Annotated in this window: 22 protein-coding genes; 11 read left to right on the top strand and 11 right to left on the bottom strand. The window is 72.8% G+C overall.

Features of this window, described 5'->3' with window-relative positions:
- Positions 1 to 161: 161 nt before the first annotated feature.
- Both ACIBG4_RS25280 and ACIBG4_RS25275 read right to left on the bottom strand, forming a co-directional pair.
- Complete coding sequence (locus ACIBG4_RS25280) at positions 162 to 524, bottom strand: hypothetical protein (protein ID WP_397203897.1); 363 nt, start codon at positions 522 to 524, stop codon at positions 162 to 164.
- A 200-nt stretch (positions 525 to 724) separates the two neighbouring features.
- The gene (locus ACIBG4_RS25275) at positions 725 to 1,072 is read right to left on the bottom strand and encodes an ArsR/SmtB family transcription factor (RefSeq protein ID WP_397203896.1); all 348 of its coding nucleotides are present in this window, start codon (positions 1,070 to 1,072) and stop codon (positions 725 to 727) included.
- Between the two features lie 173 nt (positions 1,073 to 1,245).
- Here ACIBG4_RS25275 and ACIBG4_RS25270 point away from each other — a divergent pair, with 173 nt between their 5' ends.
- On the top strand, positions 1,246 to 2,151 hold the full coding sequence (locus ACIBG4_RS25270; RefSeq protein ID WP_397203894.1) for a zinc-binding alcohol dehydrogenase family protein: 906 nt from the start codon (positions 1,246 to 1,248) through the stop codon (positions 2,149 to 2,151).
- A gap of 29 nt (positions 2,152 to 2,180) precedes the next feature.
- Here the strand turns inward: ACIBG4_RS25270 and ACIBG4_RS25265 are convergent, their stop codons facing one another.
- Positions 2,181 to 2,729 carry a GNAT family N-acetyltransferase gene (locus tag ACIBG4_RS25265; protein ID WP_310716131.1) on the bottom strand — a complete coding sequence of 183 codons (549 nt, stop codon included), beginning with the start codon at positions 2,727 to 2,729 and terminating at the stop codon, positions 2,181 to 2,183.
- 66 nt (positions 2,730 to 2,795) lie between these two features.
- On the opposite strand from ACIBG4_RS25265, the gene ACIBG4_RS25260 reads away from it, so the two are divergent.
- Positions 2,796 to 3,670 (top strand): IS5 family transposase gene (locus ACIBG4_RS25260; protein ID WP_397203998.1). Its coding sequence is split into 2 segments (ribosomal slippage): positions 2,796 to 3,141 and positions 3,141 to 3,670, totalling 876 coding nucleotides; the frame shifts between segments, so codons are not numbered across the junction.
- 67 nt (positions 3,671 to 3,737) lie between these two features.
- On the opposite strand, the gene ACIBG4_RS25255 is transcribed toward ACIBG4_RS25260, so the two are convergent.
- The 3 genes from ACIBG4_RS25255 to ACIBG4_RS25245 all read right to left on the bottom strand — a co-directional run bounded on the left by ACIBG4_RS25255 (position 3,738) and on the right by ACIBG4_RS25245 (position 8,573).
- The gene (locus tag ACIBG4_RS25255; RefSeq protein ID WP_397203893.1) at positions 3,738 to 4,304 is read right to left on the bottom strand and encodes a GNAT family N-acetyltransferase; all 567 of its coding nucleotides are present in this window, start codon (positions 4,302 to 4,304) and stop codon (positions 3,738 to 3,740) included.
- 70 nt (positions 4,305 to 4,374) lie between these two features.
- Positions 4,375 to 7,950: a hypothetical protein gene (locus ACIBG4_RS25250; RefSeq protein ID WP_397203892.1), complete on the bottom strand. Its 3,576-nt coding sequence runs from the start codon at positions 7,948 to 7,950 to the stop codon at positions 4,375 to 4,377.
- Positions 7,951 to 8,051: 101 nt separating this feature from the next.
- Positions 8,052 to 8,573, bottom strand: coding sequence for a hypothetical protein (locus ACIBG4_RS25245; protein ID WP_397203891.1), 522 nt, complete (start codon positions 8,571 to 8,573; stop codon positions 8,052 to 8,054).
- 135 nt (positions 8,574 to 8,708) lie between these two features.
- Here ACIBG4_RS25245 and ligA point away from each other — a divergent pair, with 135 nt between their 5' ends.
- Positions 8,709 to 10,829, top strand: a complete 2,121-nt coding sequence (ligA, locus tag ACIBG4_RS25240; protein ID WP_397203890.1) for an NAD-dependent DNA ligase LigA — start codon at positions 8,709 to 8,711, stop codon at positions 10,827 to 10,829.
- Positions 10,830 to 10,929: 100 nt separating this feature from the next.
- Here the strand turns inward: ligA and ACIBG4_RS25235 are convergent, their stop codons facing one another.
- The gene (locus tag ACIBG4_RS25235; RefSeq protein ID WP_397203889.1) at positions 10,930 to 11,730 is read right to left on the bottom strand and encodes a maleylpyruvate isomerase family mycothiol-dependent enzyme; all 801 of its coding nucleotides are present in this window, start codon (positions 11,728 to 11,730) and stop codon (positions 10,930 to 10,932) included.
- A gap of 113 nt (positions 11,731 to 11,843) precedes the next feature.
- Here ACIBG4_RS25235 and ACIBG4_RS25230 point away from each other — a divergent pair, with 113 nt between their 5' ends.
- Positions 11,844 to 12,041 carry a hypothetical protein gene (locus ACIBG4_RS25230; RefSeq protein WP_397203888.1) on the top strand — a complete coding sequence of 66 codons (198 nt, stop codon included), beginning with the start codon at positions 11,844 to 11,846 and terminating at the stop codon, positions 12,039 to 12,041.
- Between the two features lie 45 nt (positions 12,042 to 12,086).
- Here ACIBG4_RS25230 and ACIBG4_RS25225 read toward each other — a convergent pair whose 3' ends face one another.
- The gene (locus tag ACIBG4_RS25225; RefSeq protein WP_310713141.1) at positions 12,087 to 12,401 is read right to left on the bottom strand and encodes a hypothetical protein; all 315 of its coding nucleotides are present in this window, start codon (positions 12,399 to 12,401) and stop codon (positions 12,087 to 12,089) included.
- Positions 12,402 to 12,573: 172 nt separating this feature from the next.
- Between ACIBG4_RS25225 and ACIBG4_RS25220 the strand changes: the two genes are divergently transcribed.
- The gene (locus tag ACIBG4_RS25220) at positions 12,574 to 12,915 is read left to right on the top strand and encodes an STAS domain-containing protein (protein ID WP_397203887.1); all 342 of its coding nucleotides are present in this window, start codon (positions 12,574 to 12,576) and stop codon (positions 12,913 to 12,915) included.
- A gap of 42 nt (positions 12,916 to 12,957) precedes the next feature.
- Here ACIBG4_RS25220 and ACIBG4_RS25215 read toward each other — a convergent pair whose 3' ends face one another.
- Positions 12,958 to 13,866, bottom strand: coding sequence for a LysR family transcriptional regulator (locus ACIBG4_RS25215; RefSeq protein WP_397203997.1), 909 nt, complete (start codon positions 13,864 to 13,866; stop codon positions 12,958 to 12,960).
- Positions 13,867 to 14,090: 224 nt separating this feature from the next.
- On the opposite strand from ACIBG4_RS25215, the gene ACIBG4_RS25210 reads away from it, so the two are divergent.
- Complete coding sequence (locus ACIBG4_RS25210; protein WP_397203886.1) at positions 14,091 to 15,797, top strand: SpoIIE family protein phosphatase; 1,707 nt, start codon at positions 14,091 to 14,093, stop codon at positions 15,795 to 15,797.
- Positions 15,798 to 15,846: 49 nt separating this feature from the next.
- Here ACIBG4_RS25210 and ACIBG4_RS25205 read toward each other — a convergent pair whose 3' ends face one another.
- Positions 15,847 to 16,467 carry a TetR/AcrR family transcriptional regulator gene (locus ACIBG4_RS25205; RefSeq protein WP_397203885.1) on the bottom strand — a complete coding sequence of 207 codons (621 nt, stop codon included), beginning with the start codon at positions 16,465 to 16,467 and terminating at the stop codon, positions 15,847 to 15,849.
- Between the two features lie 90 nt (positions 16,468 to 16,557).
- On the opposite strand from ACIBG4_RS25205, the gene ACIBG4_RS25200 reads away from it, so the two are divergent.
- Positions 16,558 to 17,265 (top strand): SDR family oxidoreductase, encoded by a 708-nt coding sequence (locus ACIBG4_RS25200; RefSeq protein WP_397203884.1) that lies wholly within the window; start codon positions 16,558 to 16,560, stop codon positions 17,263 to 17,265.
- A 21-nt stretch (positions 17,266 to 17,286) separates the two neighbouring features.
- On the opposite strand, the gene ACIBG4_RS25195 is transcribed toward ACIBG4_RS25200, so the two are convergent.
- Positions 17,287 to 17,943 carry a helix-turn-helix transcriptional regulator gene (locus tag ACIBG4_RS25195; protein ID WP_397203883.1) on the bottom strand — a complete coding sequence of 219 codons (657 nt, stop codon included), beginning with the start codon at positions 17,941 to 17,943 and terminating at the stop codon, positions 17,287 to 17,289.
- A gap of 141 nt (positions 17,944 to 18,084) precedes the next feature.
- Between ACIBG4_RS25195 and folE the strand changes: the two genes are divergently transcribed.
- From folE to ACIBG4_RS25175, 4 genes are all read left to right on the top strand, one after another.
- On the top strand, positions 18,085 to 18,726 hold the full coding sequence (gene folE / locus ACIBG4_RS25190) for a GTP cyclohydrolase I (protein WP_397203882.1): 642 nt from the start codon (positions 18,085 to 18,087) through the stop codon (positions 18,724 to 18,726).
- 167 nt (positions 18,727 to 18,893) lie between these two features.
- Positions 18,894 to 19,508: a hypothetical protein gene (locus ACIBG4_RS25185; RefSeq protein ID WP_397203881.1), complete on the top strand. Its 615-nt coding sequence runs from the start codon at positions 18,894 to 18,896 to the stop codon at positions 19,506 to 19,508.
- A 108-nt stretch (positions 19,509 to 19,616) separates the two neighbouring features.
- Positions 19,617 to 20,438 carry a MerR family transcriptional regulator gene (locus ACIBG4_RS25180; RefSeq protein ID WP_397203880.1) on the top strand — a complete coding sequence of 274 codons (822 nt, stop codon included), beginning with the start codon at positions 19,617 to 19,619 and terminating at the stop codon, positions 20,436 to 20,438.
- Between the two features lie 33 nt (positions 20,439 to 20,471).
- The gene (locus ACIBG4_RS25175) at positions 20,472 to 21,227 is read left to right on the top strand and encodes a nucleotidyltransferase domain-containing protein (protein ID WP_397203879.1); all 756 of its coding nucleotides are present in this window, start codon (positions 20,472 to 20,474) and stop codon (positions 21,225 to 21,227) included.
- Positions 21,228 to 21,266 lie beyond the last annotated feature (39 nt).

The raw sequence follows: 21,266 nt of genomic DNA, 5'->3' as shown, positions 1-21,266 counted from the left end.
GGTAACGCTCCGCTGTCAGATGGCAACTTCAGGTCACGACCGCGCCGGCCGCTGTGACGTGACCCGGAGGACGGCCTGCCGGACGCGGTCACCCTTGGTCCGGGCGCCGGACATGGAGCCGGCCCCGGCCGTGGAGCGACCGGGGCCGGCGGAGCCTGAGGTCAGTCGGCGCAGATGGCGAAGACGCTGATGCCGACGTCGTTGTAGCCGTCCTGGCGGCCGATGCCGATCCAGCCGCGGCCGTCATCGGTGGGGAACGACCCGACCAGGATCGCCCCGTTGCCGCGCGCCTCGGCGCCGCCGCCGAGGACCTTCTTGCCGCCGGGACAGTAGAGCGTGCGGCGCTGGAAGTTGGGGACGTTGGCGTTGGGGAGGGTGACGAGCTGGTAGCCGGGAGGAAGCGCTGAAGGACGGGCGGCCGCGGCGGCCGGAGCGGGCGCCGCGCTGGCCGCGGCGGTCGTCGTGAGGCACGCCACCGCCGCGAGGACGGTGAGGGGGAGGGCCAGGAACCTCTTCGAATGCATCGTTCTCCTTCTGTCCTGTCCCCTGACGGGCACGACTCCGGGCAGCACACGGCACGCCGGCGAATGCGGTGCTGGCGGTGGTGAAGTGATCGCAGGAAACAAAGGGGGCTGACACGTTGAGTATCGTGTCAGTCACGCAGCGTGTCCATACGTATCTGTGTTCGAACGTCGCCCGGCCGTGCCGCCGGCCTTGGGCCCCGTCAGCCTTCGGCGGTCTCGACCTCGGGCGCGTAGGCGTTCACGATGGCGTCCAGGAGGCCGGGGAAGCGGGCGTCGAGGTCCTCCAGGCGCAGTGCGGTCCAGCGGCGGTTGCCGTCCTCGCGCTGGCGGATGAGGCCGGCCTCGCGGAGCACCCGGAAGTGGTGGGTGAGCGTGGACGGCGCCACGTCCACCGGGAAGGTGCCGCAGGCCCGCTCGGGCGCGGCGCGCAGGGTCCGTACGATCGTCATGCGAGTGGGGTCGGCCAGCGCGTGCAGGATGTCGAGCACGTCGAGCGCGTCGGCGTCCGGGTGGACCAGGGCTGGGCGGCGGCTGTTCGATCGGGGCATGTCGCATCTCTCTTTCGACAAACGTCGTACAACCATGGTACGACTTTCGTTGTACGACGAACATCGAAAGAGAGTGGGCCGGGATGCGTGCCTTGGTGATGACCGCGCCGTCGGCGGGATCGGACCGCACGGGGGTTCAGGAGATCGGCGAACCACGGCCGGGCGAGGGAGAGGTGAGCATCGACGTCGCCTGGGCCGGGATCAACTTCATGGACGTGATGGCCCGCCGCGGCGATCCGGGCTACGCGCCGGCCTGGCCGTACGTGCCCGGACTCGAGGTGGCCGGCACCGTCCGGGAGACCGGCCCGGGCGTCGGCGGCCTGGTGGCGGGGCAGCGGGTGGTCGCGTTCACACCGGGAGGCGGCCTCGCCGAGGTGGCGATCGCGCCGGCGGCCCTGACCGTGCCGGTGCCGGCGGAGATCCCGCTGCCGACGGCGGCGGGCACGCCGATGGTGTTCACCTCCGCGCTGCTGCTCCTGACCGATGCCGCGCGGTTCACCCCCGGCGAGAGCGTGCTGGTGCACTCGGCGGGAGGGGGCGTGGGGGGCGCTCTGGCTCAGCTGGTCCCCGCGCTGGGCGGAGGCACGCTCGTCGGCACCGTCGGCCGCCCGGACAAGGTCGATGCCACCCGGCGGAGCGGCTACGACGTCGTCCTCCCCCGCGGCGCCGAGCTCGCCGAGACCGTACGCGCCGCCGTCGGCGGCAACGGCGTGGACGTCGTCCTGGACCCGATGGGCACCAGCCTGCTCGACGTCGACCTGGCGATCACGTCGCCGGGCGGGCGGATCGTCATCTTCGGCAACGCGGGCGGCGGGCGGCCCGCTCCCCTGCCGGCGGCGGGACGGCTCATCGGCGGCAACGTCGCGATCGGCGGCTTCAGCATCACGAGCCTGAGCCGGTCGGCTCCCGAACGGGTGGCAGCGGGCCTGCGGCGCGTTCTGGACCTGGTCGGAGCCGGCCGGCTCGATGTCGCGCTCACGCGGGTCGGCTCACTGGCCGACGTGCCCGCCGTGCACCAGCTGCTCGCCGACGGCCGCGGCAACGGCAAGTACGTGGTGCGCGTGGCGGACGTGGGCTAGGACGTGTTTCATAAGCGGCGCCGTGTGGCTCATACCTCTGGAAGGGAGGGATCGGGTTTCCAGGGGTTTGGTGCGGTAATGGACCAGCGTTCATGGTCGCGCCAGGCCCCGTCGATGTAGAGGTAGGCGGGCGACAGCCCTTCGTAACGGAAGCCCAAGCGCTGGGCCAGGGCCAGGGATGCCTTGTTCGCTGGCTGAATGTTGGCCTCCAGCCGGTGGAGCCGCAGGTCGGTGAAGGCGTGCTGCAGGGTGACGGTGAGCCCGTCGGTCATGTAACCCTGCCCTGCGGACGGGGCGAAGGCTGCATAGCCGAGGGACGCGCCCTGGTAGCGGCCTCGGATGATCGAGTTGATGTTGACCGTGCCGGCGGCTGCGCCGGTCTCCCGGACACGGATCAGAAAGCCCAGGTTGGTGCCGTCGTCGAAGCGGCGCATCCAGACCTGGAACTCCTCCGCGGTCGCGGGCAGCTGCATCCATGGCAGGTGCAGCTCGGTGCTGGCCTGCACGAGCGAGCAGAACTCGTCCTGGTCGGAGAGGGTGAGCGGGCGCAGTTCGACCCGTGATGGCATTTCGGACATGGATCAACGTTAGGGCCTGTTGTGAGCAGTGGATCGCCCGAGCGATCCACCTGGGATGATCTTGGTGTGGGTCGTGGTGATTTGACTGCCGCTCAGTGGGTGGTCCTGGAGCCGTTGCTGCCGGTCAGTAAGAAGCCGGGCAGGCCGCCGAAGTGGACGAAACGGCAGCTCATCGATGGGATCCGGTGGCGGACACGAACGGGTGCGCCGTGGCGGGACGTGCCCGCCCGGTACGGCGAGTGGGAGACGGTGTACGGGCTGTTTCGGCGGTGGCAGCGGGACGGCACCTGGTCGTGGATCTTGAAAGAACTGCAGGCCAGAGCCGACGCCAAGGGCCTGATCACCTGGGAGGTGAGCGTGGACTCCACGATCACCCGCGCGCACCAGCACGCCGCTGGTGCGCGTAAAAGGGGGATCTGCAGGTAGAGCCACCCGGCGGCGTCGATGTCGAGCCCGCCGACCACGGGCTTGGCCGCTCTCGGGGTGGGCTGACCACCAAGCTGCATCTGGCTGTCGAGCAGGGCCAGAAGCTGTTATCGCTGATCATCACTGCTGGTCAACGCGGGGATTCTCCTCAGTTCCAGCCCGTGCTGGAGCGGATCAGTGTGCCCCGGCTCGGACCGGGACGCCCGCGCAAGCGTCCCGACAGGGTCCGTGCCGACAAGGCGTACGGCTCGCGCGCCAACCGCGCCTACCTGCGCAGGCGCGGCATCACCTGCACGATCCCGGAGAAGGCCGATCAGATCCGCCACCGCAAGAACCGGGGCAGCCGAGGCGGTCGGCCGCCCACGTTCTGCAAGATCGACTACCGTGAGCGCCACGCCGTGGAATGCGACATCAACCGGCTCAAACGCCACCGGGCCGTCGCGACCAGGTACGACAAGCTCGCCGTCCGCTATGAAGCCACCGTGACCATCGCCGCCATCAACGAGTGGCTGTGACCACATTTGAAACACACCCTAGGGCTCGCGTTCGGGAGCCGACCGGCTCAGGCCCGGGACGCGGACGTCAGAGGGCCCCGCGACGCCCGCCCGCCCGCCACTCCGGCGCGAGCACCGACCAGACCTCGATGTCCTGCCGCTTCCCCCGGTACAGGAAGCTCTCCCGCAGAACCCCGTCCTTCGTCATCCCCAGCCGCCGGGCCACCGCGATGCTGGCCTCGTTGGCCGCCGAGACGTGCCACTCCACGCGGTGGACGCCCCGCTCCTCGACGGCCCAATCGATGATCAGGCGGGCGGCCCGCGTCACCAGGCCCCTGCCCACGGCCGACGGCTCCAGCCAGCAGCCCACCTCGGCGGTGCCCTGCGCGACGTCCATCGTCCGGAAGAGGACTCCGCCGACCAGCTTCCCGTCCGTCCAGATGCCGTAGATCCGCCCGGCGTCGGCCGCGGCCTTGTCCGCGTACGCCTGGAGGAACCGGCGGGCCGACTCCAGGTCCGTGACGATGTCCCCCAGCGCCACGTGCTGCCCGACGAACTCCCGCCCCCGGTCCATGTGGGCCAGGAACTCCTCGGCTCGCCACGGCTCCAGCGGCCGCAGCTCCGCGCCGTCGTCACCCAGCGATGTCGCGAACATCGATCCCCCTCCACACTCCGAACCCGTACATATGCGGATGGATCTTCTCACGGCCGGGCCTTTCCCCGACTCAGCCGGGGAAGGTGTCCCAGGCGTCCTGACGGACCTCGAGGTGCGGAGAACTCCGCAGGTCGTGCAGGAGCTCCTCCCACGGCGCCGCCCACTCGGTACGCTCCCCGCAGACCCGCGTCAGCGCGAGCGCGAACAGGGCCCCGGCGAGATCACCGCGATCCATCAGCCGCCGAGCCACGACCGGGACGGCCGCGGTCGGCATCGGCCACCGCCTGCGGGACCTGCCGAACACCTCCGAGACGACCCTGACGGCCGTGCGAGCCGCCAGGACCGGCCGGTCGTGCAGCAGGTCGGCCAGCGCGCACAGCTCATCGCCGAACGACGGTGACTCCCCCTCCTCGTCCGCCGGGAGCAGCGCCACGGCGAGCCGCACCGCCTGGGTCAGCAGCAGCGGCCGGCCGGCGAGCAGGTCCACCGCGTCACGGGCGAGCCGGCGTCGCCACGGCTCGGCCACGACCTTCAGGTCCTGCACCCTGGCCAGCTCCTCCACGAGGCCGGCCACGCGCGCCCGCGCCGGCGTCCGCAGGCTCTCACCGGGTACGGCGGCGGCCAGCCGGGTGAGCACGTCGAGCGCCTGGGACCGGATCGTCCCGGCCCGCAGCAGCGCCAGGAACACCTCCATGGCCTGCTCCCCCGACCCCGGGTCGGCCGCGGCCTCGATGATCTCCTCCAGGCCGCCCCGGTACCAGCGCGCCCACAGGGCGAACGCCTTCGACGCGCGGAAGCTCACCCCCGGCAGGTCGGCGGCCAGGAGCAGCCGCCGTACCAGGTCCGCGTAGCGGGGACGGACGTCGGGGGCGTACTCCAACGGATGAGCCGCGAGGAGCTCGCGCAGCATCGGCTCACCGGCGTGCCGGCCGGCCGCGTCCCCCAGCGCGTCCAGGGCCCGGGCATCCTCGGGCATGCCACGCAGCACCGACGCCACCGCCACCCGTACGTCCCGGTGCAGCCCCGGGTCCGCCCACGCCCGCAGCAGAACGTCCGCCGCGCCCGGCGGCCGGTCGCGCCCGAGCCGGCGGGCCGCCTGCTTGCGCAGGGCGACCTTGCTGTCCGGGGCGGTCAGCGCCTTCTCCAGGAGCGGGCCGAGCCGCGACGGCGGGACCGCCCTGCAGCGGCGAGCCAGCGCCGCCACCGCGACCCGGGACGCCCGCCCGCCGGCGTGCTCCAGGAGCAGGCCCACCGCCCGGCCAGGCGCGTCGGCGTCCGCCATGGCCGCGATGGCGGCCTCGGCCAGCACCACCTCCTCCCGCCTCGCCCAGGCGGCCAGGAGGTCCAGCCCGCCGCTGATCCGGCCAGTCGCCCGGACGGCGGCCACCCGCAGGGCGATGGGCAGCCCCTCGTCGTGTACGGCGTCCGCGAGCACGGCGCGCACCCGGTCGAGCTGGCCGGGCGTCCACCGGCCGGCGTCGCCGGCACTCACCGGCGGCACCCACGCGGAGCCGGCGAACCGGCCGCCGCGGTCACTCGCCGGCAGTGGCGGGAGCAGGTCGGTGCGGCGCCGGGCCACCGTGCGCCAGACGGCGGGCAGCACCACGGTGGACGGGTCCTCGCGGACGAGCTCGGCGACCCGCCGCTCCCGCTCACCACCCGCCGCGTACGGCGGGCGCCCGCCTCCCGGTGGCCGCTCCGGCCCCGGAGCACGGACCGGCTGGAGCGTCCGCCGACGGCGGTGCGGGCGGGTCAGCCACAGCCCGGCGGCCTCGCGGGCGAGCGGCTCGGGCGCCACACGTACGGCGGCCCGCAGGTCGTCCTGGAGCTCGGCCAGCGCCCACGAGCGACGGCCGAGCGCATGGGCGAGGGCCACGGCCAGGGCGAAGTCCCCGCGCTCGCGCGCCGCGCGAAGGTGCGGGCGCAGCACCGCGAGCAGATCGTGCTCCTGACCCGCGCGCAGCACCCGGTCCAGAGACTCCGGCGCCGCGGGCGTGTCGGACGCGTAACGGCGGCGGCGGCGCGCGGGGACGGTCCGGGACACCCGCCCGGGCAGACCGTCCGCGCCGTGCCGGGCCACCAGCCCTCCGTACACGCCGAGCGCCCATGCGGTCAGCGCCGGCGCCACGGCCGGATCATGGTGCCGCAGGGTCCGGCCGGCCAGCCCGTGCAGCGCCTCCGCGGTGGCCAGGGAGGAGTCCGGCGCCTCCAGCGCGTCGGTGGCGATGCGATCCAGCGTCCCGGCGCAGGAGTCGTCGAACAGCCCCGGCGGCACCTCCCGCAGAGCGCTCAGCAGGTCCCGGCGGAGCGGGTCCTGTTCGTTGACGGTACGCGCCGCCAGGTCCGCCAGCAGCGCGTGGAGCTCCGCCCGGTCCCCGGCGCGGACGGCGCACCGCACCAGCAGCGTCCTTGCCAGTCCCCGCCGCCGCGGGTCCCCGCCCACCGCGGCCTCCCGCAGCGGTCCGGCCGCCTCCTCGTACGGCAGGAAGGAGGTGAGCCGCAGCGGGATGTTCGGATCGTCCAGCCGGGCGCGGGCGGAGTGCCACACCGACTCGTACCAGGCGAGCATGCGCCTGGCCTCGGCCGCCGCCGGCCCGGCGGGCAACCACCCGAGCACGTCCAGGGCCCACATGCCGGTGGATCCGCCCCGCTTCCCGGCGACCGCCTCGAAGATCACGACCCGGCGGCCGGGCGGCAGCCACCGCAGCACCGGGCCGAGCCCTCGATCCGCGTGGGCGAGGCGCATGATCTCCGCGTCCGGAACCGACCGCAGCCGGCGGAGCAGCGCCTTCGGCGGCGCCGACCCGCAGCTCGACCAGGCGTCGGCGATCACCCTCGTGGCACGTGCCACGTCCACTCCGAACAGCGCGTTCAGAGCCGTGACGGGGAGCCTGACGACGAACGGACGCAGGTCCCGCCGTTCCAGCAGGGCCAGCAGCCGCGCCGGCTCGTGCAGCGACGCGCGCGCCACGCCGGCCCCGCGGCGACGCCACCAGGTCCACGCGTCGGCACCCGAGGACAGCTCCTGCTCGGCCACCGCCATGACGGCGTCCGCGTGGCGTTCGGCCAGGGCCGTCCAGGACGTCACCGCGTGGGCGACCCGCGGCAGCCACTGCCCGGCGGTCGTCGCACCGCAGGCCGGCAGCAGCGCGGCGGCCTCGCGGTCACCCCACCGGGCGTGGACGTGCGGCAGCAGGCTCTCGGCGAGGGTCTGCCGCCAGGCGTGCGCCAGCGTGCGGTACAGCGCCAGCCGCAGGTCGGCGGGCGCATCCTGGAGCGCGGCGGCCACCGCCGCATCGGGTACGGGGAGCGTGCGCACCGCGCGCAGCGCCGCCCGTCGCAGCCCCATGTCGGGGCCGGCGAGGACATCCTGGACGAAACCGAGGTCACGGGCCGCCATGGCGACGTGCAGGGCCGTACGCCGGGCGTCGCGGTCTCCCGCGGACAGCTCGCCCAGGAGGACGCGCAGCCGCGAGGTGCCCGCCAGGCGGCGGGCGAGCAGCGCCAGCGCCCGCATACGCCGCGGGTACGGCAGAGGTTCGAGAAACGCCGGCAACGCGGCGCCGGGAATGTCGCTGGGGATGTGGGTGGGGATCTCGGTGAGGATGTCGTGGGCCGGCTCCTCGGCCGGCTCCGTGGGCCTCAACGGCCTGGGCGGAGAACGCCCTTTCCACTAGTCATGCCGACGATGGTGACGGATCATGCCGTTCTCCGCAACTCCCTGCGCCGGGCACGGCCGGCGCGGCGTCAGGCGCTCTCCCCCATGCTGCGCTCGTTCCAGTTCGCCAGCTCCACCAGCAGCCCGTCCGCGGCGCCGCCGAACATCTCGCCCAGGACGTGGGGCCTGTCGACGATGACGACACTGTCGAGCAGGGTGGCGCGCAACCTGGCGGCTCGCGGGTCGCCGGCGCCGTCGGGGTCGAACGCGGTCGCGGCGAGGAACAGGCCGCCGACCCCCGCGGAGGCCGCGGCGTCGGCGGCCGCGGTGCCGGTCACGCCGGAGGCGTCGTCGGGGACGGCCGGCAGTGCGGGCCGGCCGTCGCGGGCCAGGAGCGTCAGCGGCCGCGCCGGCGTGGTCTCCGGGAAGCGGCCCTCGGGTACGTGTGTCTCCCCTGTGACGAGCCGCACCTGGTCGCGGGGACAGCCCCATGGCCGGCCCCCGGCCTCGTCGCCCAGGCCGGCGCGGGCGAACAGGCCGCCCTCGGCGTCCAGGACCAGATCACCCGGTTGCCACTGCTCGCCCTCGATCGGGTGGTGCGCGTCGCTCATACGGGCACGTTAACCACCACCACCGACAATTAACGTCAGGAGCAGCGCCGGCCGATGAACGAAGATCCGGTGGCTTCGCCCGCCCGGAGCGCCGCGCGGCGGAGAAATGTCGGAGCCGCCCGGCACGATGAGCGCATGATCGACGCTCCCCCCCACACCGAGCTCTCCGACCAGGCCGCCTACGCCGCGGCCGTGCAGCTCGCCACCGACGCCGCGGCGGCCTACTACGGCCAGGGTGACTCCTCGCTCGACGACGACGCCTACGACCAGCTCGTGCGCGGCATCGCCGCGTACGAGCGCGAGCATCCCGAGCACGTGCTGCCGTCCTCGCCCACGGGCAAGGTGGCCGGCGGCGCGGTCACCGGCGATGTGCCCCACACGGTGCCGATGCTGAGCCTGGACAACGTGTTCGGCCCCGAGGAGCTGGCCGACTGGGCGGCCTCACTGGAGCGCAGGCTCGGCCGGGAGGTGACCTCCTGGAGCGTGGAGCCCAAGCTCGACGGCCTGGCCATCTCCGCCCGCTACCGCGGCGGCCGCCTGGTCCAGCTCGTCACCCGCGGCGACGGCACCGCCGGTGAGGACGTGTCCCACGCCATCGGCACCATCGTCGGCCTGCCCGGCCGGCTGGCCGACGCCGTCACGGTGGAGCTGCGCGGCGAGGTCATGATGACCGCCGAGCAGTTCGAGCAGGCGTGCGCCAAGCGTCAGGCGCACGACGGCAGCACGTTCGCCAACCCGCGCAGCGCCGCCGCCGGCACCCTGCGCGCCCAGGACCGGCCGTACACGTGCGAGCTCACGTTCTTCGGCTACGGCGCGCTGCCCGATCCCGGCGACGACTCGGAGCAGGCGGCGCGGCTGCGTGAGCTGCCGCACAGCGAGATCATGGCGTGGGTCGCGGAGCAGGGTGTGCGGACCACCGCCGACACGCCCGTGGCCGGGATCGTCGCCGTCACCCTGGACGAGGTTCGGGCGCGCGTGGAGCACATCGCCGCCGAGCGGGCCGAGCTGCCGTTCGGCATCGACGGCATCGTGATCAAGTGTGATCTGGCGGGCGACCAGCGGCAGGCGGGGTTCAGCTCGCGGGCGCCCCGCTGGGCGATCGCCTACAAGCTCCCCGCCGTCGAGAAGATCACCAAGCTGGTGGGCGTGGAGTGGAACACCGGCCGCACCGGCGTCATCGCCCCCCGCGCGGTGCTGGAGCCGGTCGAGCTGGACGGCAGCGTCGTCACCTACGCCACCCTGCACAACGTCGCCGACATCACCCGGCGCGGCCTCATGCTCGGTGACAGCGTCGTCGTCTACAAGGCCGGCGACGTGATCCCCCGCGTCGAGTCCCCGGTCGTGCACCTGCGCACCGGCGCCGAGCAGCCGATCGTCTTCCCCGAGGTGTGCCCGTCCTGCGGTGACGCCATCGACAGGTCCCAGGAGCGGTGGCGGTGCGTGCGCGGCCGCGCCTGCCGCGCGATCGCCTCGATCGGCTACGCCGTGGGACGCGACCAGCTCGACGTCGAGGGTCTGGCCGACAACCGCATCCAGCAGCTCCTCGACGCGGGGTTGATCGCCGACTTCGCCGACCTGTTCCTCCTGACCCGCGAGCAGCTCCTGACGCTCGAGCGGATGGGCCGGACCAGCACCGACAACCTCCTGGCCGCCATCGAGCGGGCCAAGAGCCGGCCGCTGAGCAGGGTGTTCTGCGCATTGGGCATTCGCGGCACCGGCCGGTCCATGAGCCGCCGCATCGCCCGCCACTTCGGCAGTATGGACGCCATTCGCGCGGCCGACGCCGAGGCGATCCAAGCGGTCGAAGGCATGGGCCCGGAGAAGGCGCCAGTGGTGGTGGCCGAGCTGGTCGAGCTGGCGCCGCTGATCGACAAGCTGGTGGCGGCCGGAGTCACCATGACCGAGCCCGGCTGGAGGCCACCCGTCGTCTCTGGCACCGACGTCGCCCTCGATGCGCAGACGACTTCGGAGGTGGGTGGCACGTCCGAGTTGCCGCTGGTGGGGATGTCCGTGGTGGTCACCGGATCCATGAGCGGTGCGCTGGAGGCGCTGACCCGCAACCAGATGAATGAGCTGATAGAACGCGCTGGAGGCAAATCCTCCTCCAGCGTCTCGAAGAAGACCAGCCTGCTGGTGGCCGGTGAGAATGCGGGCTCCAAGCGCGCCAAGGCTGAGAGCCTGGGCGTGCGGATCGTCGGCCCCGAGGAGTTCGCCGCCCTCGTCGGCGCGTTCCTCGGATCGGCGCCGGAGCTGTAGAAGCGGGGACTGGAGAGCAGATCGGCGGCGATAACCGTCAACCGCAGATCGTTCAGCTTGCCGCGCCGGGGGCGCCGTTCTCGGGCAGCCACGCTACGTCCTACTTCTCCTCAGGCTCCCAGGCGCGGAGCAGGTCGAGCAGCCCTGCGTCTCCGTCGACGTGCAAGGAGCCGGCCGGGATGCGGTCGTACAAGTAGAGGACCAACTCACTGGCCGTGCCATGGATGGAGGCGCCGGCTGCGTCCGAGTCCTCGCCGGTCGCGGCAGTGGGCGCGGGGATGCGGGTGGAGCGTGCGCCGTCGCCGTCGACCGTGAGGCGCCAGGAGCGGCCCTCGGCGGCGTGGAAGTCGAAGGCGGTGGGCTTGTGCGGCCAGGCACTCGGCGTTGCGCAGACGGTGAACAGGAACTCCTCCACACCGTCGAGTGCCACCTCGACCGGCAGCGGCTGCGGAGCGCCCCCGGTGAGCTGGGCGTCGTACGTGTGCACCGCGCTCTCCTGGGCCCGGTGCCGGGCGATACCGCCGGCGGTCTGCGGTGACTGCGACGCAGGCCACCACGTCCAGCAACCGCTCTCCGGTCCTGCCTCGCGCAGGGCGCTCAGCAGAAGCTGCGTCGACGCGGCCAGCCAGGCCAGCAGGGCCTCGCGCTCCCGCGGCACTTCCAGAGCGGCGCGCGCAGCGGTGGCCTCGGCCGGGGGAGCGTCGGCAGGCCCCGCGCCGACGATGGCGGCCCAGAAACGGTCTCCCCCACCCAGGTGCTTCACCAGATCGAACAGCGTCCACTCGGGGCAGGTCGGCACCTGTGCGTCAAGACTGGGCGCGGCGGCGACCGCGGCGCGGAAGGCGGTCGACCGTTCATCGATCAGTCGCAGCAGGTCAGGGAACTCAAGATGCTTTTCCACGCCGAATGTCTACCACCGTGCTCCGGTGATCGGACAGCGATTTTTCGCACTCGCCGCCGGTTGGCCATTGCGGTACGCCCGGCGTCGCGCTCCCCCGCGTCGAGTCCCCGGTCGTGCACCTGCGCACCGGCGCCGAGCAGCCGATCGTCTTCCCCGAGGTGTGCCCGTCCTGCGGTGACGCCATCGACAGGTCCCAGGAGCGGTGGCGGTGCGTGCGCGGCCGCGCCTGCCGCGCGATCGCCTCGATCGACTACGCCGTGGGACGCGACCAGCTGGACGTCGAGGGTCGGTCGTGGTCACCGGGGCGATGACTGTAGGGGGCGTGGACTGGGAGGTGAGGTCCACGCCCGTGCGGCTCAGCAGCCGTTGGTCACGTAGCAACCCTTCACATACCACTTGCCGCTGTAGTAGGCACCGCTGGTGGCCTTGCTCGTACTGCCCACGTAGACCAGGTTGCCCGGCACGTACGAGCAGGACGAGGTGGAGCAGAAGTAGCCGTAGACCCGGAAGTAGGTCTCAAGCCCGCTGGTGCACCTGACGCTCACCGAGTGGTCCGAGCTCGCGGTCTTGGAACAGCTGCTCACCGCGGCCGCGGGAGAGGCGGTGCCGCCGATGAGGGCGGCAGCCCCGAGAGCGATGCCGGCGACGCTGGAGAAGATCTTTTTCGTCATGAGTGTTCATGATCACCCGCAGGGCCGTCCTTGGCAACCGGAAAAAGGGGATTGCCAGGACCGAGTGCTTGTCCGCCGGCCGGGCTACGATGAGGACCATCCCTGCTGATGTCGTCGTATGCGGCAACGGCATTCGACACAGGCGCAGGAGCGTGCAGGCATCGTCACCCCCTTGGTCATCAGCGTGCGACGACATTCCGGCGTGGACGTGGTCCGGCTGGTGGGAGAGCTCGACGGACACACCCTCGGCCGGTTCGCCGCCGCTCTGGAGCCGCTGCTGGCGGCTCCACGGCCCAGGGTGGTGGTGGACGTGGCCGGGCTCGGCTTCTGCGATTCCGGCGGGCTGCGCGAACTGCTCGGCCTCCAGCGCCGGGCCGAGAGCGCCGGCGGCGCGCTGCGCCTGATCGGTGTGCACGGCAGCCTCGCCCGGCTGCTCACCGTCGCTCAACTGGTCGACCGGTTCCCGCCGTACGACAGCCTGGAACACGCCTGCAGCTGGCCGGCCACCGCCTGAGAGCCTCGGCCCGGCACCCGCTCGGCGCCGGCCGTGCCGGCCCTACTGCGTCGCCTCACCCGCTCCAGCGCCTCCCCCGACCGAGTCCGCGGCGGCTTGGGCCAGGGCACGGACCAGAGGGCTCTCGCCGGCGGTGCGCCACACGAGGGCCCATCGGCAGGGGGCGGCGTCGCGGATGGGCACGAAGGCGAGGCTGGGCCAGGGGTAGTAGTGAGCCGCCTCGGCCGCGACCCCGGCGACGGCCTCGCCGGAGGAGACGACGGAGAGCGCCTCCTGCCAGGTGGACACCTTGGGAGCGTGGCGAATGGGGCGGCCCGACGGCGTGTGGAAGGGGGCGAGGGTCTCCTCCATGTACGGGGGGATCGACGTGCCCGCCGCCACGACGCAGTCGGCGAGGTCCTCCAGGCAGATGGGGTCGTACCCGGCGTACGGGTGGCCGGCGGGGACCATCAGCATCACCTGAGAGGTGCGGACGATCGGGCCGACGGTCAGGTCGGGCTCGCGGATCGGCAGCCACAGCAGCGCGACATCGACCCCGCCGGAGCGGAGCAGTTCGAGCGGGGAGGGCGGCTGGACTTCGCGGTGTTGCAGCCGGACACCCGGATGGCGGGTCTTGAACAGGTCGAGGACGGCGCCGATCTCCAGGGACAGCGGGCCCATCGTGCCCAGGGTCAGCGTTCCCACGGTGCCGCGGACGGCGCCCCTGGCGGCCTCGATCCCGTCCATGATCTGCCGGTACCCGGATCCCACGTCATGCAGCAGTTGCTCGCCGAGCGGGGTGAGGCGGACCGTGCGGGAGGTGCGGTCGAACAGCGTCGCACCGATGCGCCTCTCCTGCTTGCTGATCACCTGGCTGACCCGGGACGGGGTGATGTGCAGCCGCTCGGCCGTCCGGCCGAAGTGCAGCTCCTCGGCCAGCGTCAGGAAGATCTCGATGTCCCGGAGCTCCATCACCCGTCCCGATCGTCAACCTGAGACTCAACGCATCGTTGAGCCCGCGCTCAACGATGATGAATCTGCCGCTCGACGACGCGTCGCCGGGATCTCCACGGTCGACGCCCGCACGACCGGGCGCGCTTCTGGAGGTCATCGCGGTCACTCTGAGGCACGAACAACCCAAAGGGTGATAGAAGAGACCATCAGCCAGCAGGTGCGATGACGGAGGGAGCCCGGTCATGGAGGTGTCAGGTCAGGATGCCGGGCGCTCCTGGACCATGTCGGACGGAGGTTTCGGGCGGCTGCAGGACCTCTGCGACGCGGGGGCGTACGTGGCGGACGACCGGGGCCGCATCATCGAGGTCACGCCTCAGGCCGAACGCCTGCTGCGCCGCACCGCCGAGGAGATGCTCGGCCGCGACGCCCACGACCTGCTGCACCGGGGAAGGTACGGTGAGCCCCTGCCGCGGAGCCGGTGCAGGATGAGGCGGCCGCTCATCACCGGCAGGACCGCGCAGGGAGAGCAGCAGTGGTTCGTGCGCGGGGACGGCGTGCTGATGCCGGTCTCCTGGATGGTCGCCGCCTGCCGGCTCGGCGAGGGCACGCGGGGAGCATTGGTGATCTTCCATGAGACCGCCTCCCCCGCGTCCGGCGCACAGGAGCCGGCCGGCGCCGCGGCCTCGATGTCCGAGCTCGACCGGCTGGCCCTGCTGGCGGAGACCACCTCGACGCTCACCGCGAGCCTCGACGTGGAAGAGACCCTGCGTCAGCTGATGCGCCTGGTCGTGCCGCTGCTGGCCGACTGGACGGTGGTGGACCTGCTCACCGAGGAGGGCGGGGTGTCGCGGGCCGCCGTGGTGCACTACGAGGACGGCGCCCTGGTGCACCATGAGGACCTGGAGGGGCCGATGCCCCCCGTCCCGCAGGAATCCCCCATGCCCCTGTCGCGGGCATTGCGCGGAGTCACCGCGACGCTGGCGGGCCCGGAGACCTACCAGGGGCCTCCCGACTCCGGCATCGCGGTCGCCCAGCAGGAGCTGTTCCAGGCGACCGGCATGCACTCCGCGTGCATCGCGCCGATCCGCGGCGTGCGGGAGGTCGTCGGGGCCCTGACGCTGGGGCGCTCCGATCGGCCCGGCGCGTTCACCACCGCCGACCTCCTGCTGGTCGAGGACATCGCCCGCCGGGCGGGGCTCGCGCTGGACAACGCGCGCCTGTACGAGCGGCAACGGCGGGTGGCCGAGACCATGCAGCGCCACCTGCTGCCGCAGCTGCCGATGGTGCCCGGGCTGGAGATGAGCGCGTCCTACCGGCCCGCGCCCCACGCCTCGCAGGTCGGCGGCGACTGGTACGACGCCTTCGTCCTGCCCGACGGCGCGACCGCCCTCGTGATCGGCGACGTGGTCGGCCACGACCTGGACGCCGCGGCCGGCATGGCGCAGGTCTGCAACATGCTGCGCGCGTACGCGGGCGGCCAGCAGGACCGGCCGAGCGTGATCGTGGACCGGCTCGACCAGGCGGTGGCGCGCATGGCCGAGACCACGATGGCCACCGTCGTGTTCGCCGGGCTGGAGTCTCGGGAGAACGGCGGATGGCGGCTGCGCTGGACCAACGCCGGCCATCCGCCGCCGCTCCTGGTGGAGCAGGACGGGCGCACCCGCTTCCTGGAGTCCGGGCACGGCCTCCTGCTGGGCACCGGCATACGCATTCCCCGGGTCGACGCCACCATCGAGCTGCCGCCCCGGTCCACGCTGGTGTTCTACACCGACGGCCTGATCGAGTCGCCCACCCACTCCATCGACGACGGGATGGCCCGGCTGAGGCGGCACGCCGCCTCGATGGCCCAGCGCCCCGTCACCTCCCTCGGCGACGCGCTCCTCGACCGCGTCCGCCCGGCGGACAACGACGACGACGTCGCCCTGCTCATCGTGCGCGTTCCCGGCTGACACCGTCGCGGCGTCGCCACCCTGCTCCGCAGTTCGGTCGGCGGGGCGGTCACGCGGGCAGGCCGGCGCCGTCCAGCAGGGCGCTCGCCGTCGCGACGGCGAGGCCGTCGAGGCCGCACGCCTGCACGACCGCCCGCGCGCTCGACCCGTCGAACACGACGGTCAGCTGCCGGGCCAGCAAGGCGGGGTCCTCCGCTCCGCCGCGCTCGGCCTCCTGCTGGAAGAACGCGGTCAGCGCGTCCTTGCGCCGGCGGGCCACCACGCTGGCCGGGTGCTCGGGCGACTTGACCTCCACCGCCGCCGACACGAGCGGGCAGCCCCGGAAGTCCGGTGCCGCCGCGGCCTCCTCCAGGCGTTCGAACACGTGCATGATCCGCGCGCGCGGCGGCCGGCCGTCGGCGGCGGGGGGCAGCAGGTAGGCCTCGTAGGCGGGCGCGGCGCGCTCGAGGCTCGCCGCCACCACCTCGTCCTTGCCGGCGAACAGCTGGTACATCGAGCGCTTCGACACCCCCGCCGTACGGCACAGCGTCTCGATGCCCACGCCGACGCCCTCCCGGTAGAAGAGCTCCGCCGCGGCGTCGAGCAGACGATCACGAGTGGAGGCGCGAGGTGCCGGCGTGGCCCCCGTCGGGGACGGCGTGGTGGCCGGGGCCGGCGTCGGATCGGTCATGCGCCAAGGCTACATCCCGGTTTGCACATTGGAAACCGAACGGTTTACGCTGCGGGGAAACCGATCGGTTTCCAAAGCGAGGAGTACCTCATGACCAGCATCAAGGGCTCGGTGGCGATCGTCACCGGCGGCAGCCGCGGCATCGGCAAGGCACTGGTGGAGACGCTCTACCAGCGCGGCGCCGCGAAGGTCTACGCGACGGCCCGCGACCCCCGCACGGTCACCCACCCGGACGCGGTCCCGCTGGCCCTGGAGGTCACCGACCCCGCCTCCGTGGCCGCGGCCGCCGCCCAGGCTCCGGACGTGAACATCCTGATCAACAACGCCGGGACCTCGTCCGGGGCCACGTTCCTCGACTCCCCCGTCGACGACGTCCGACGCGAGTTCGAGATCAACTTCTACGGGCCGCTGCTCGCCACCCGCGCCTTCGTCCCGGTCCTCGAACGCAACGGCGGCGGCCACATCCTCAACATCCACTCGGTGCTGTCCTGGATCACGATGCCCGGAGTGGAGGCCTACAGCGCGTCCAAGTCCGCGCTGTGGTCGCAGACCAACGCGCTGCGCCTGGTGCTGCGGCCCCGCGGCATCAACGTCAGCGGGCTGCACGTCGGCTATGTCGACACCGACATGACCGCCGGCATCGACGCTCCCAAGGCCGCCGTGCAGAGCGTCGCGGAGCAGGCGCTGGACGGCATCGAGGCCGACGCCGCCGAGATCCTCGCCGACGACCTGAGCCGTCAGGTCAAGGCGGGTCTCTCCGCCGACCTCGCCGTCCTGTACTCCCAGTTCACCGGCTGAGAACGACGGGCGGCCCCGATGTCAGGCGGCCGGCTCCATGATCACGCAGCAGTTGTCGGGGCAGGGCCGCAGCCGGGCGGTGAACTGCCCGGTCGCGTCCAGGCCGTCGAGGTAGCCGTGGGCCAGCGCGAGGTTGACCGAGCAGACCAGATCCGTGTTCACCGCGCGCATCCGCTGGAACGGGCAGTTGGTCAGCAGCACGGTGCCGCCGTCGGCGGCGGGCTCGTAGCCGAGGCTGCCGAGCAGCTCCCACAGAGTGTCCGGAGCGGGGTGCCCGGCGGCCAGCTGACGGCCGCGCCGCACCGCCACCCGGGTGGCCGCCTGGGCGAAGGATTCGGGCGGCCGGTGCTCCAGCGCCGCCTGCAGCAGGATCTCGGCGAGCAGCTCGTAACGCCGCGGCGGCACGGAGGCGCTCAGCTCGCGGGCGGTGGCCCGGTAGCGCTGGGCGGGGCGGCCCCGGCGGCCGGTGCCGGCCGCGTCGGCGACCACCTCGACGAGGCCGGTCTGTTCGAGCTTGTCCAGGTGGAAGGCCGCGAGGGTCCGCCCCATGTCGAGGGCCTGGCAGATCTCCTGACGCGTGCACGCACGGGCGGCGCCGGCCAGGAACGCGTAGATGCGCGCCCGCTGCGGCTCGGACAGCAGGCCCAGCGCTTCGAGATCTCCCGGCATGGCCCCCATGCCAACCACCGTAGCCCACCGGAGCATTTTTGCCAATGATGGTTGACTAAAATAGGGCCGGACGGAATATTGAGCATGAGTGTTGGCGAAAATGCCGGCGCACCGGACCTCCCACCGTCCGAGCAGAGCAAGGAGAGAGCCATGACCGTGCTGGCCTGGGACGGCAGCGACACCGCGACCGAGCGTTCCCCCCTCGACCACCCCACCGGGGACGCGCCGGAGGTCGACCTCCTGGCGGCGCAACGGGCGGTCGGCGACCTGCTGCGCGCCATGGGCCGCGACCCGCACACGCCGCATCTGCGCGACACCCCGCGGCGCGTGGCCACCGCCTTCGCCCAGATGCTCACCCCGGCCCCGTTCACGCTCACGACGTTCCCCAACGACGAGCACTACGACGAGCTGGTGCTGGTCACCCGCATCCCGTTCTCGTCCCTGTGCGAGCACCACCTGCTGCCCTTCTCCGGCCTGGCCCATGTCGGCTACCTGCCCGGCGACCGCATCGTGGGCCTGTCCAAGCTCGCCCGCGTGGTCCAGCACTTCTCCGGCGACCTGCAGGTCCAGGAACGCCTCACCGTCCAGATCGCCGACTTCCTCGACCAGAGCCTGCGGCCCAAGGGCGTCGGCGTGATCCTCGAAGCCGAGCACCTGTGCATGTCCCTGCGGGGCGTCCAGGCCGTCGGCTCGCGCACCGTCACCTCGCGCCTGGTCGGGACCCTGCGCGACGATCCCCGCTCGCGCCAGGAGTTCATGGCCCTGACCGGGGCGAGGACACCGGGCGACTGACGGCGGCGCCCGCGATCCCGGTTGCGCTTAGATCACAATCACCGATTTCCCATGACTTCCGGCGGTGACATCGGATGATCGAAGCAGTCAAGCCGCCGAGAGACGAGGACCCCTCTATGCCGTCATCCGGAGCCCGGACCGCGTTGGGCACTGCCACGGTCGCCCTCATGACGCTGCTCACCACCGCCCCCGCGAACGCCGCCCCCGCCGCGCCGCCCGGCGTCACCCAGGCCCGGACGCAGGCCGGGGTCGACAGCCGGGTCCTCCTGGCCAGGACGGACCAGCCCCCGGCCGGCGAGGCGTACGGAGACCCGTGGATCAACCCGTACTTCGCACCCGGCGTCACCGGCCCGAGCTGCTGGCAGTACGGGCGGGCGACGAACGCGAGCGCGGGGATCGAAGCCCGCTTCTCCACGCCGCTCTGGTTCCACACCTACAACGACGTCTGGGTCTTCCCGAGCGCGGAGCAGGCGGCGGCCTTCGAGCGGCAGTGGCGGGCCGACCTGGCCACCTGCGTCGACCGCAACCCGCCGGCCGAGACGGGCTCGTTCGTGACCGAGGTCACCAAGGTGGGCGAGGCGGACGGCGTGGACGTCATGCGCATCACCTCCGGCCTCAATCCCCACCCGGCGACGCAGCACTTCTGGGTCGCCGTGGTCCGCCGGGGCGCCGCCGTGTACGCCCTCCAGCTCCTCGACTACCGGCACGGCGACCCGCAGCCCGTGCCCTTCGACGACGCCATCGCCAAGATCAAGCAGAAGCTCGCCACGTACTACCCGTGACGCTTCACCGGCCGGGCTCCTCCGCCGCCGGCGGCGGAGGAGCAGCGCTCCAGCGTGGGGACGGGGCGGCCGGAACCACCGGGTGGCGGGAGGCGCGATACTGAGCCGATGACCACTGATGCCCAGCGGCAGGAATGGGCCGACCCCGGCGGCCTCACCGTCGGCCGGACGGCCGCGCTCGTCGGCGTCAGCGTGAAGACCCTGCACCACTGGGACGCCATCGGCCTGGTGTGTCCCAGCGGGCGCACCTGGTCGGGGTACCGGGTGTACTCGGACGACGATGTCGCCCGCATCCACCGGGTCCTGGTCTACCGGGAGCTGGGGTTCCCCCTCGCCGAGATCGGCCGGATCCTCGACGACCCGGAGGCCGACGCGCGCGACCACCTGCGCCGGCAACGGTCACAGCTCGTGGAGCGCATCTCCCGCCTGCAGCAGATGCTCGGCGCGGTCGACCGCATGATCGGGGCGTCGAGCACCGGGATCCGGCTGACCCCGCAACAGCAGGTCGAGATCTTCGGCGACGACTGGCAGCCCGGCTGGGCCGAGGAGGCCGAGGCCCGCTGGGGTGACACCGCGCAGTGGGCCCAGTACGCCGAGCGGGCCGCCGCGCTGACTCCGGAGGACTGGAAGGAGGTCGCCGCCTCGGTCGAGGCCCTGAACGCCGACCTCGCCGCCGCCGCCCGCGCCGGCGTCGCACCCGGGTCCGGCGAGGCCAACGCCCTCGCGGAGCGGCACCGCGCCTCGATCGCACGGTACTTCGACTGCACCCACGCGATGCACGTGTGCCTGGGGCGCAAGTACACCGGCGATCCCGGGTTCACCGCGTTCTACGACGCGCTCACGCCCGGCCTGGCCCTCTGGCTGCGCGACGTGATCTTCGCGAACGCCGAGGCCCACGGCGTCCACCCGGAGTCCGCCACCTGGGAGTGACCCCCGCCGTCCCCTTGCCATGATCGGATTCCCATGACCGATGACACGTTTCTCGACCACGTCGCCGACCGGCTCGCCGCCCTGCCCGCCGTACGCGCCGTGTCCCTCGGCGGCTCGCGGGCCGAAGGCACCCACACCCCCGACAGCGACTGGGACCTGGCCCTCTACTACCGGGGCGGGTTCGACCCGGCCGGCCTGCGCGCCGTCGGCTGGGACGGCGAGGTCTCCGAGATCGGCGGCTGGGGCGGCGGCGTCTTCAACGGCGGCGCCTGGCTCACGATCGAGGGTCGCCGAGTCGACGTCCACTACCGGGACCTCGACGTCGTCGAGCACGAACTCGCCGAGGCCCGGCAGGGCCGCTTCCACTGGGAGCCGCTGATGTTCCACCTCGCGGGCATCCCCAGCTACCTGGTGGTCGCCGAACTCGCCGTCAACCGGGTCCTGCGCGGCACGCTGCCGCGTCCGGACCATCCGCGGGCGCTGCGCGAGGCGGCACCGCCGGTGTGGCGGGGACGGGCGGCCATGACACTCCGGTACGCCGAAGCCGCGTACGCGCCGCGTGGCCAGGTCACCGAGGTGGCGGGCGCGCTGGCCACCGCCGCCATGCAGGAGGCCCACGCGGTGCTGGCCGAGCGCGGCGAGTGGGTCACCAACGAGAAGCGGCTCCTGCTGAGGGCCGGCCTGCGCGGCGTCGACGCGATCGTGGCCGGGCTGCGACCGGAGCCCGGAGCCCTCACGCGGGCGGTCGCCGAGGCGGAGGCCTTGTTCGCGGCCGCCGCCCGGCGGTGACGGGTGGCCGAGCGTCCGGCGGGGACGGGGTGGCCGAGC

It is taken from the genome of Nonomuraea sp. NPDC050383 (assembly GCF_044459125.1).
Classification (GTDB): domain Bacteria; phylum Actinomycetota; class Actinomycetes; order Streptosporangiales; family Streptosporangiaceae; genus Nonomuraea.
This window is presented reverse-complemented; position numbering and strand designations above follow the sequence as displayed.

What these genes read in the sequence shown, in the direction of transcription:
- ACIBG4_RS25280 (WP_397203897.1), bottom strand. Translation starts at nt 524, where the DNA reads ATGCATTCGAAGAGGTTCCTGGCCCTCCCCCTCACCGTCCTCGCGGCG.
- ACIBG4_RS25275 (WP_397203896.1), bottom strand. Translation starts at nt 1,072, where the DNA reads ATGCCCCGATCGAACAGCCGCCGCCCAGCCCTGGTCCACCCGGACGCC.
- ACIBG4_RS25265 (WP_310716131.1), bottom strand. Translation starts at nt 2,729, where the DNA reads ATGTCCGAAATGCCATCACGGGTCGAACTGCGCCCGCTCACCCTCTCC.
- ACIBG4_RS25255 (WP_397203893.1), bottom strand. Translation starts at nt 4,304, where the DNA reads ATGTTCGCGACATCGCTGGGTGACGACGGCGCGGAGCTGCGGCCGCTG.
- ACIBG4_RS25245 (WP_397203891.1), bottom strand. Translation starts at nt 8,573, where the DNA reads ATGAGCGACGCGCACCACCCGATCGAGGGCGAGCAGTGGCAACCGGGT.
- ligA (WP_397203890.1), top strand. Translation starts at nt 8,709, where the DNA reads ATGATCGACGCTCCCCCCCACACCGAGCTCTCCGACCAGGCCGCCTAC.
- ACIBG4_RS25225 (WP_310713141.1), bottom strand. Translation starts at nt 12,401, where the DNA reads ATGACGAAAAAGATCTTCTCCAGCGTCGCCGGCATCGCTCTCGGGGCT.
- ACIBG4_RS25215 (WP_397203997.1), bottom strand. Translation starts at nt 13,866, where the DNA reads ATGGAGCTCCGGGACATCGAGATCTTCCTGACGCTGGCCGAGGAGCTG.
- ACIBG4_RS25210 (WP_397203886.1), top strand. Translation starts at nt 14,091, where the DNA reads ATGGAGGTGTCAGGTCAGGATGCCGGGCGCTCCTGGACCATGTCGGAC.
- ACIBG4_RS25205 (WP_397203885.1), bottom strand. Translation starts at nt 16,467, where the DNA reads ATGACCGATCCGACGCCGGCCCCGGCCACCACGCCGTCCCCGACGGGG.
- ACIBG4_RS25200 (WP_397203884.1), top strand. Translation starts at nt 16,558, where the DNA reads ATGACCAGCATCAAGGGCTCGGTGGCGATCGTCACCGGCGGCAGCCGC.
- ACIBG4_RS25195 (WP_397203883.1), bottom strand. Translation starts at nt 17,943, where the DNA reads ATGGGGGCCATGCCGGGAGATCTCGAAGCGCTGGGCCTGCTGTCCGAG.
- folE (WP_397203882.1), top strand. Translation starts at nt 18,085, where the DNA reads ATGACCGTGCTGGCCTGGGACGGCAGCGACACCGCGACCGAGCGTTCC.
- ACIBG4_RS25185 (WP_397203881.1), top strand. Translation starts at nt 18,894, where the DNA reads ATGACGCTGCTCACCACCGCCCCCGCGAACGCCGCCCCCGCCGCGCCG.
- ACIBG4_RS25180 (WP_397203880.1), top strand. Translation starts at nt 19,617, where the DNA reads ATGACCACTGATGCCCAGCGGCAGGAATGGGCCGACCCCGGCGGCCTC.
- ACIBG4_RS25175 (WP_397203879.1), top strand. Translation starts at nt 20,472, where the DNA reads ATGACCGATGACACGTTTCTCGACCACGTCGCCGACCGGCTCGCCGCC.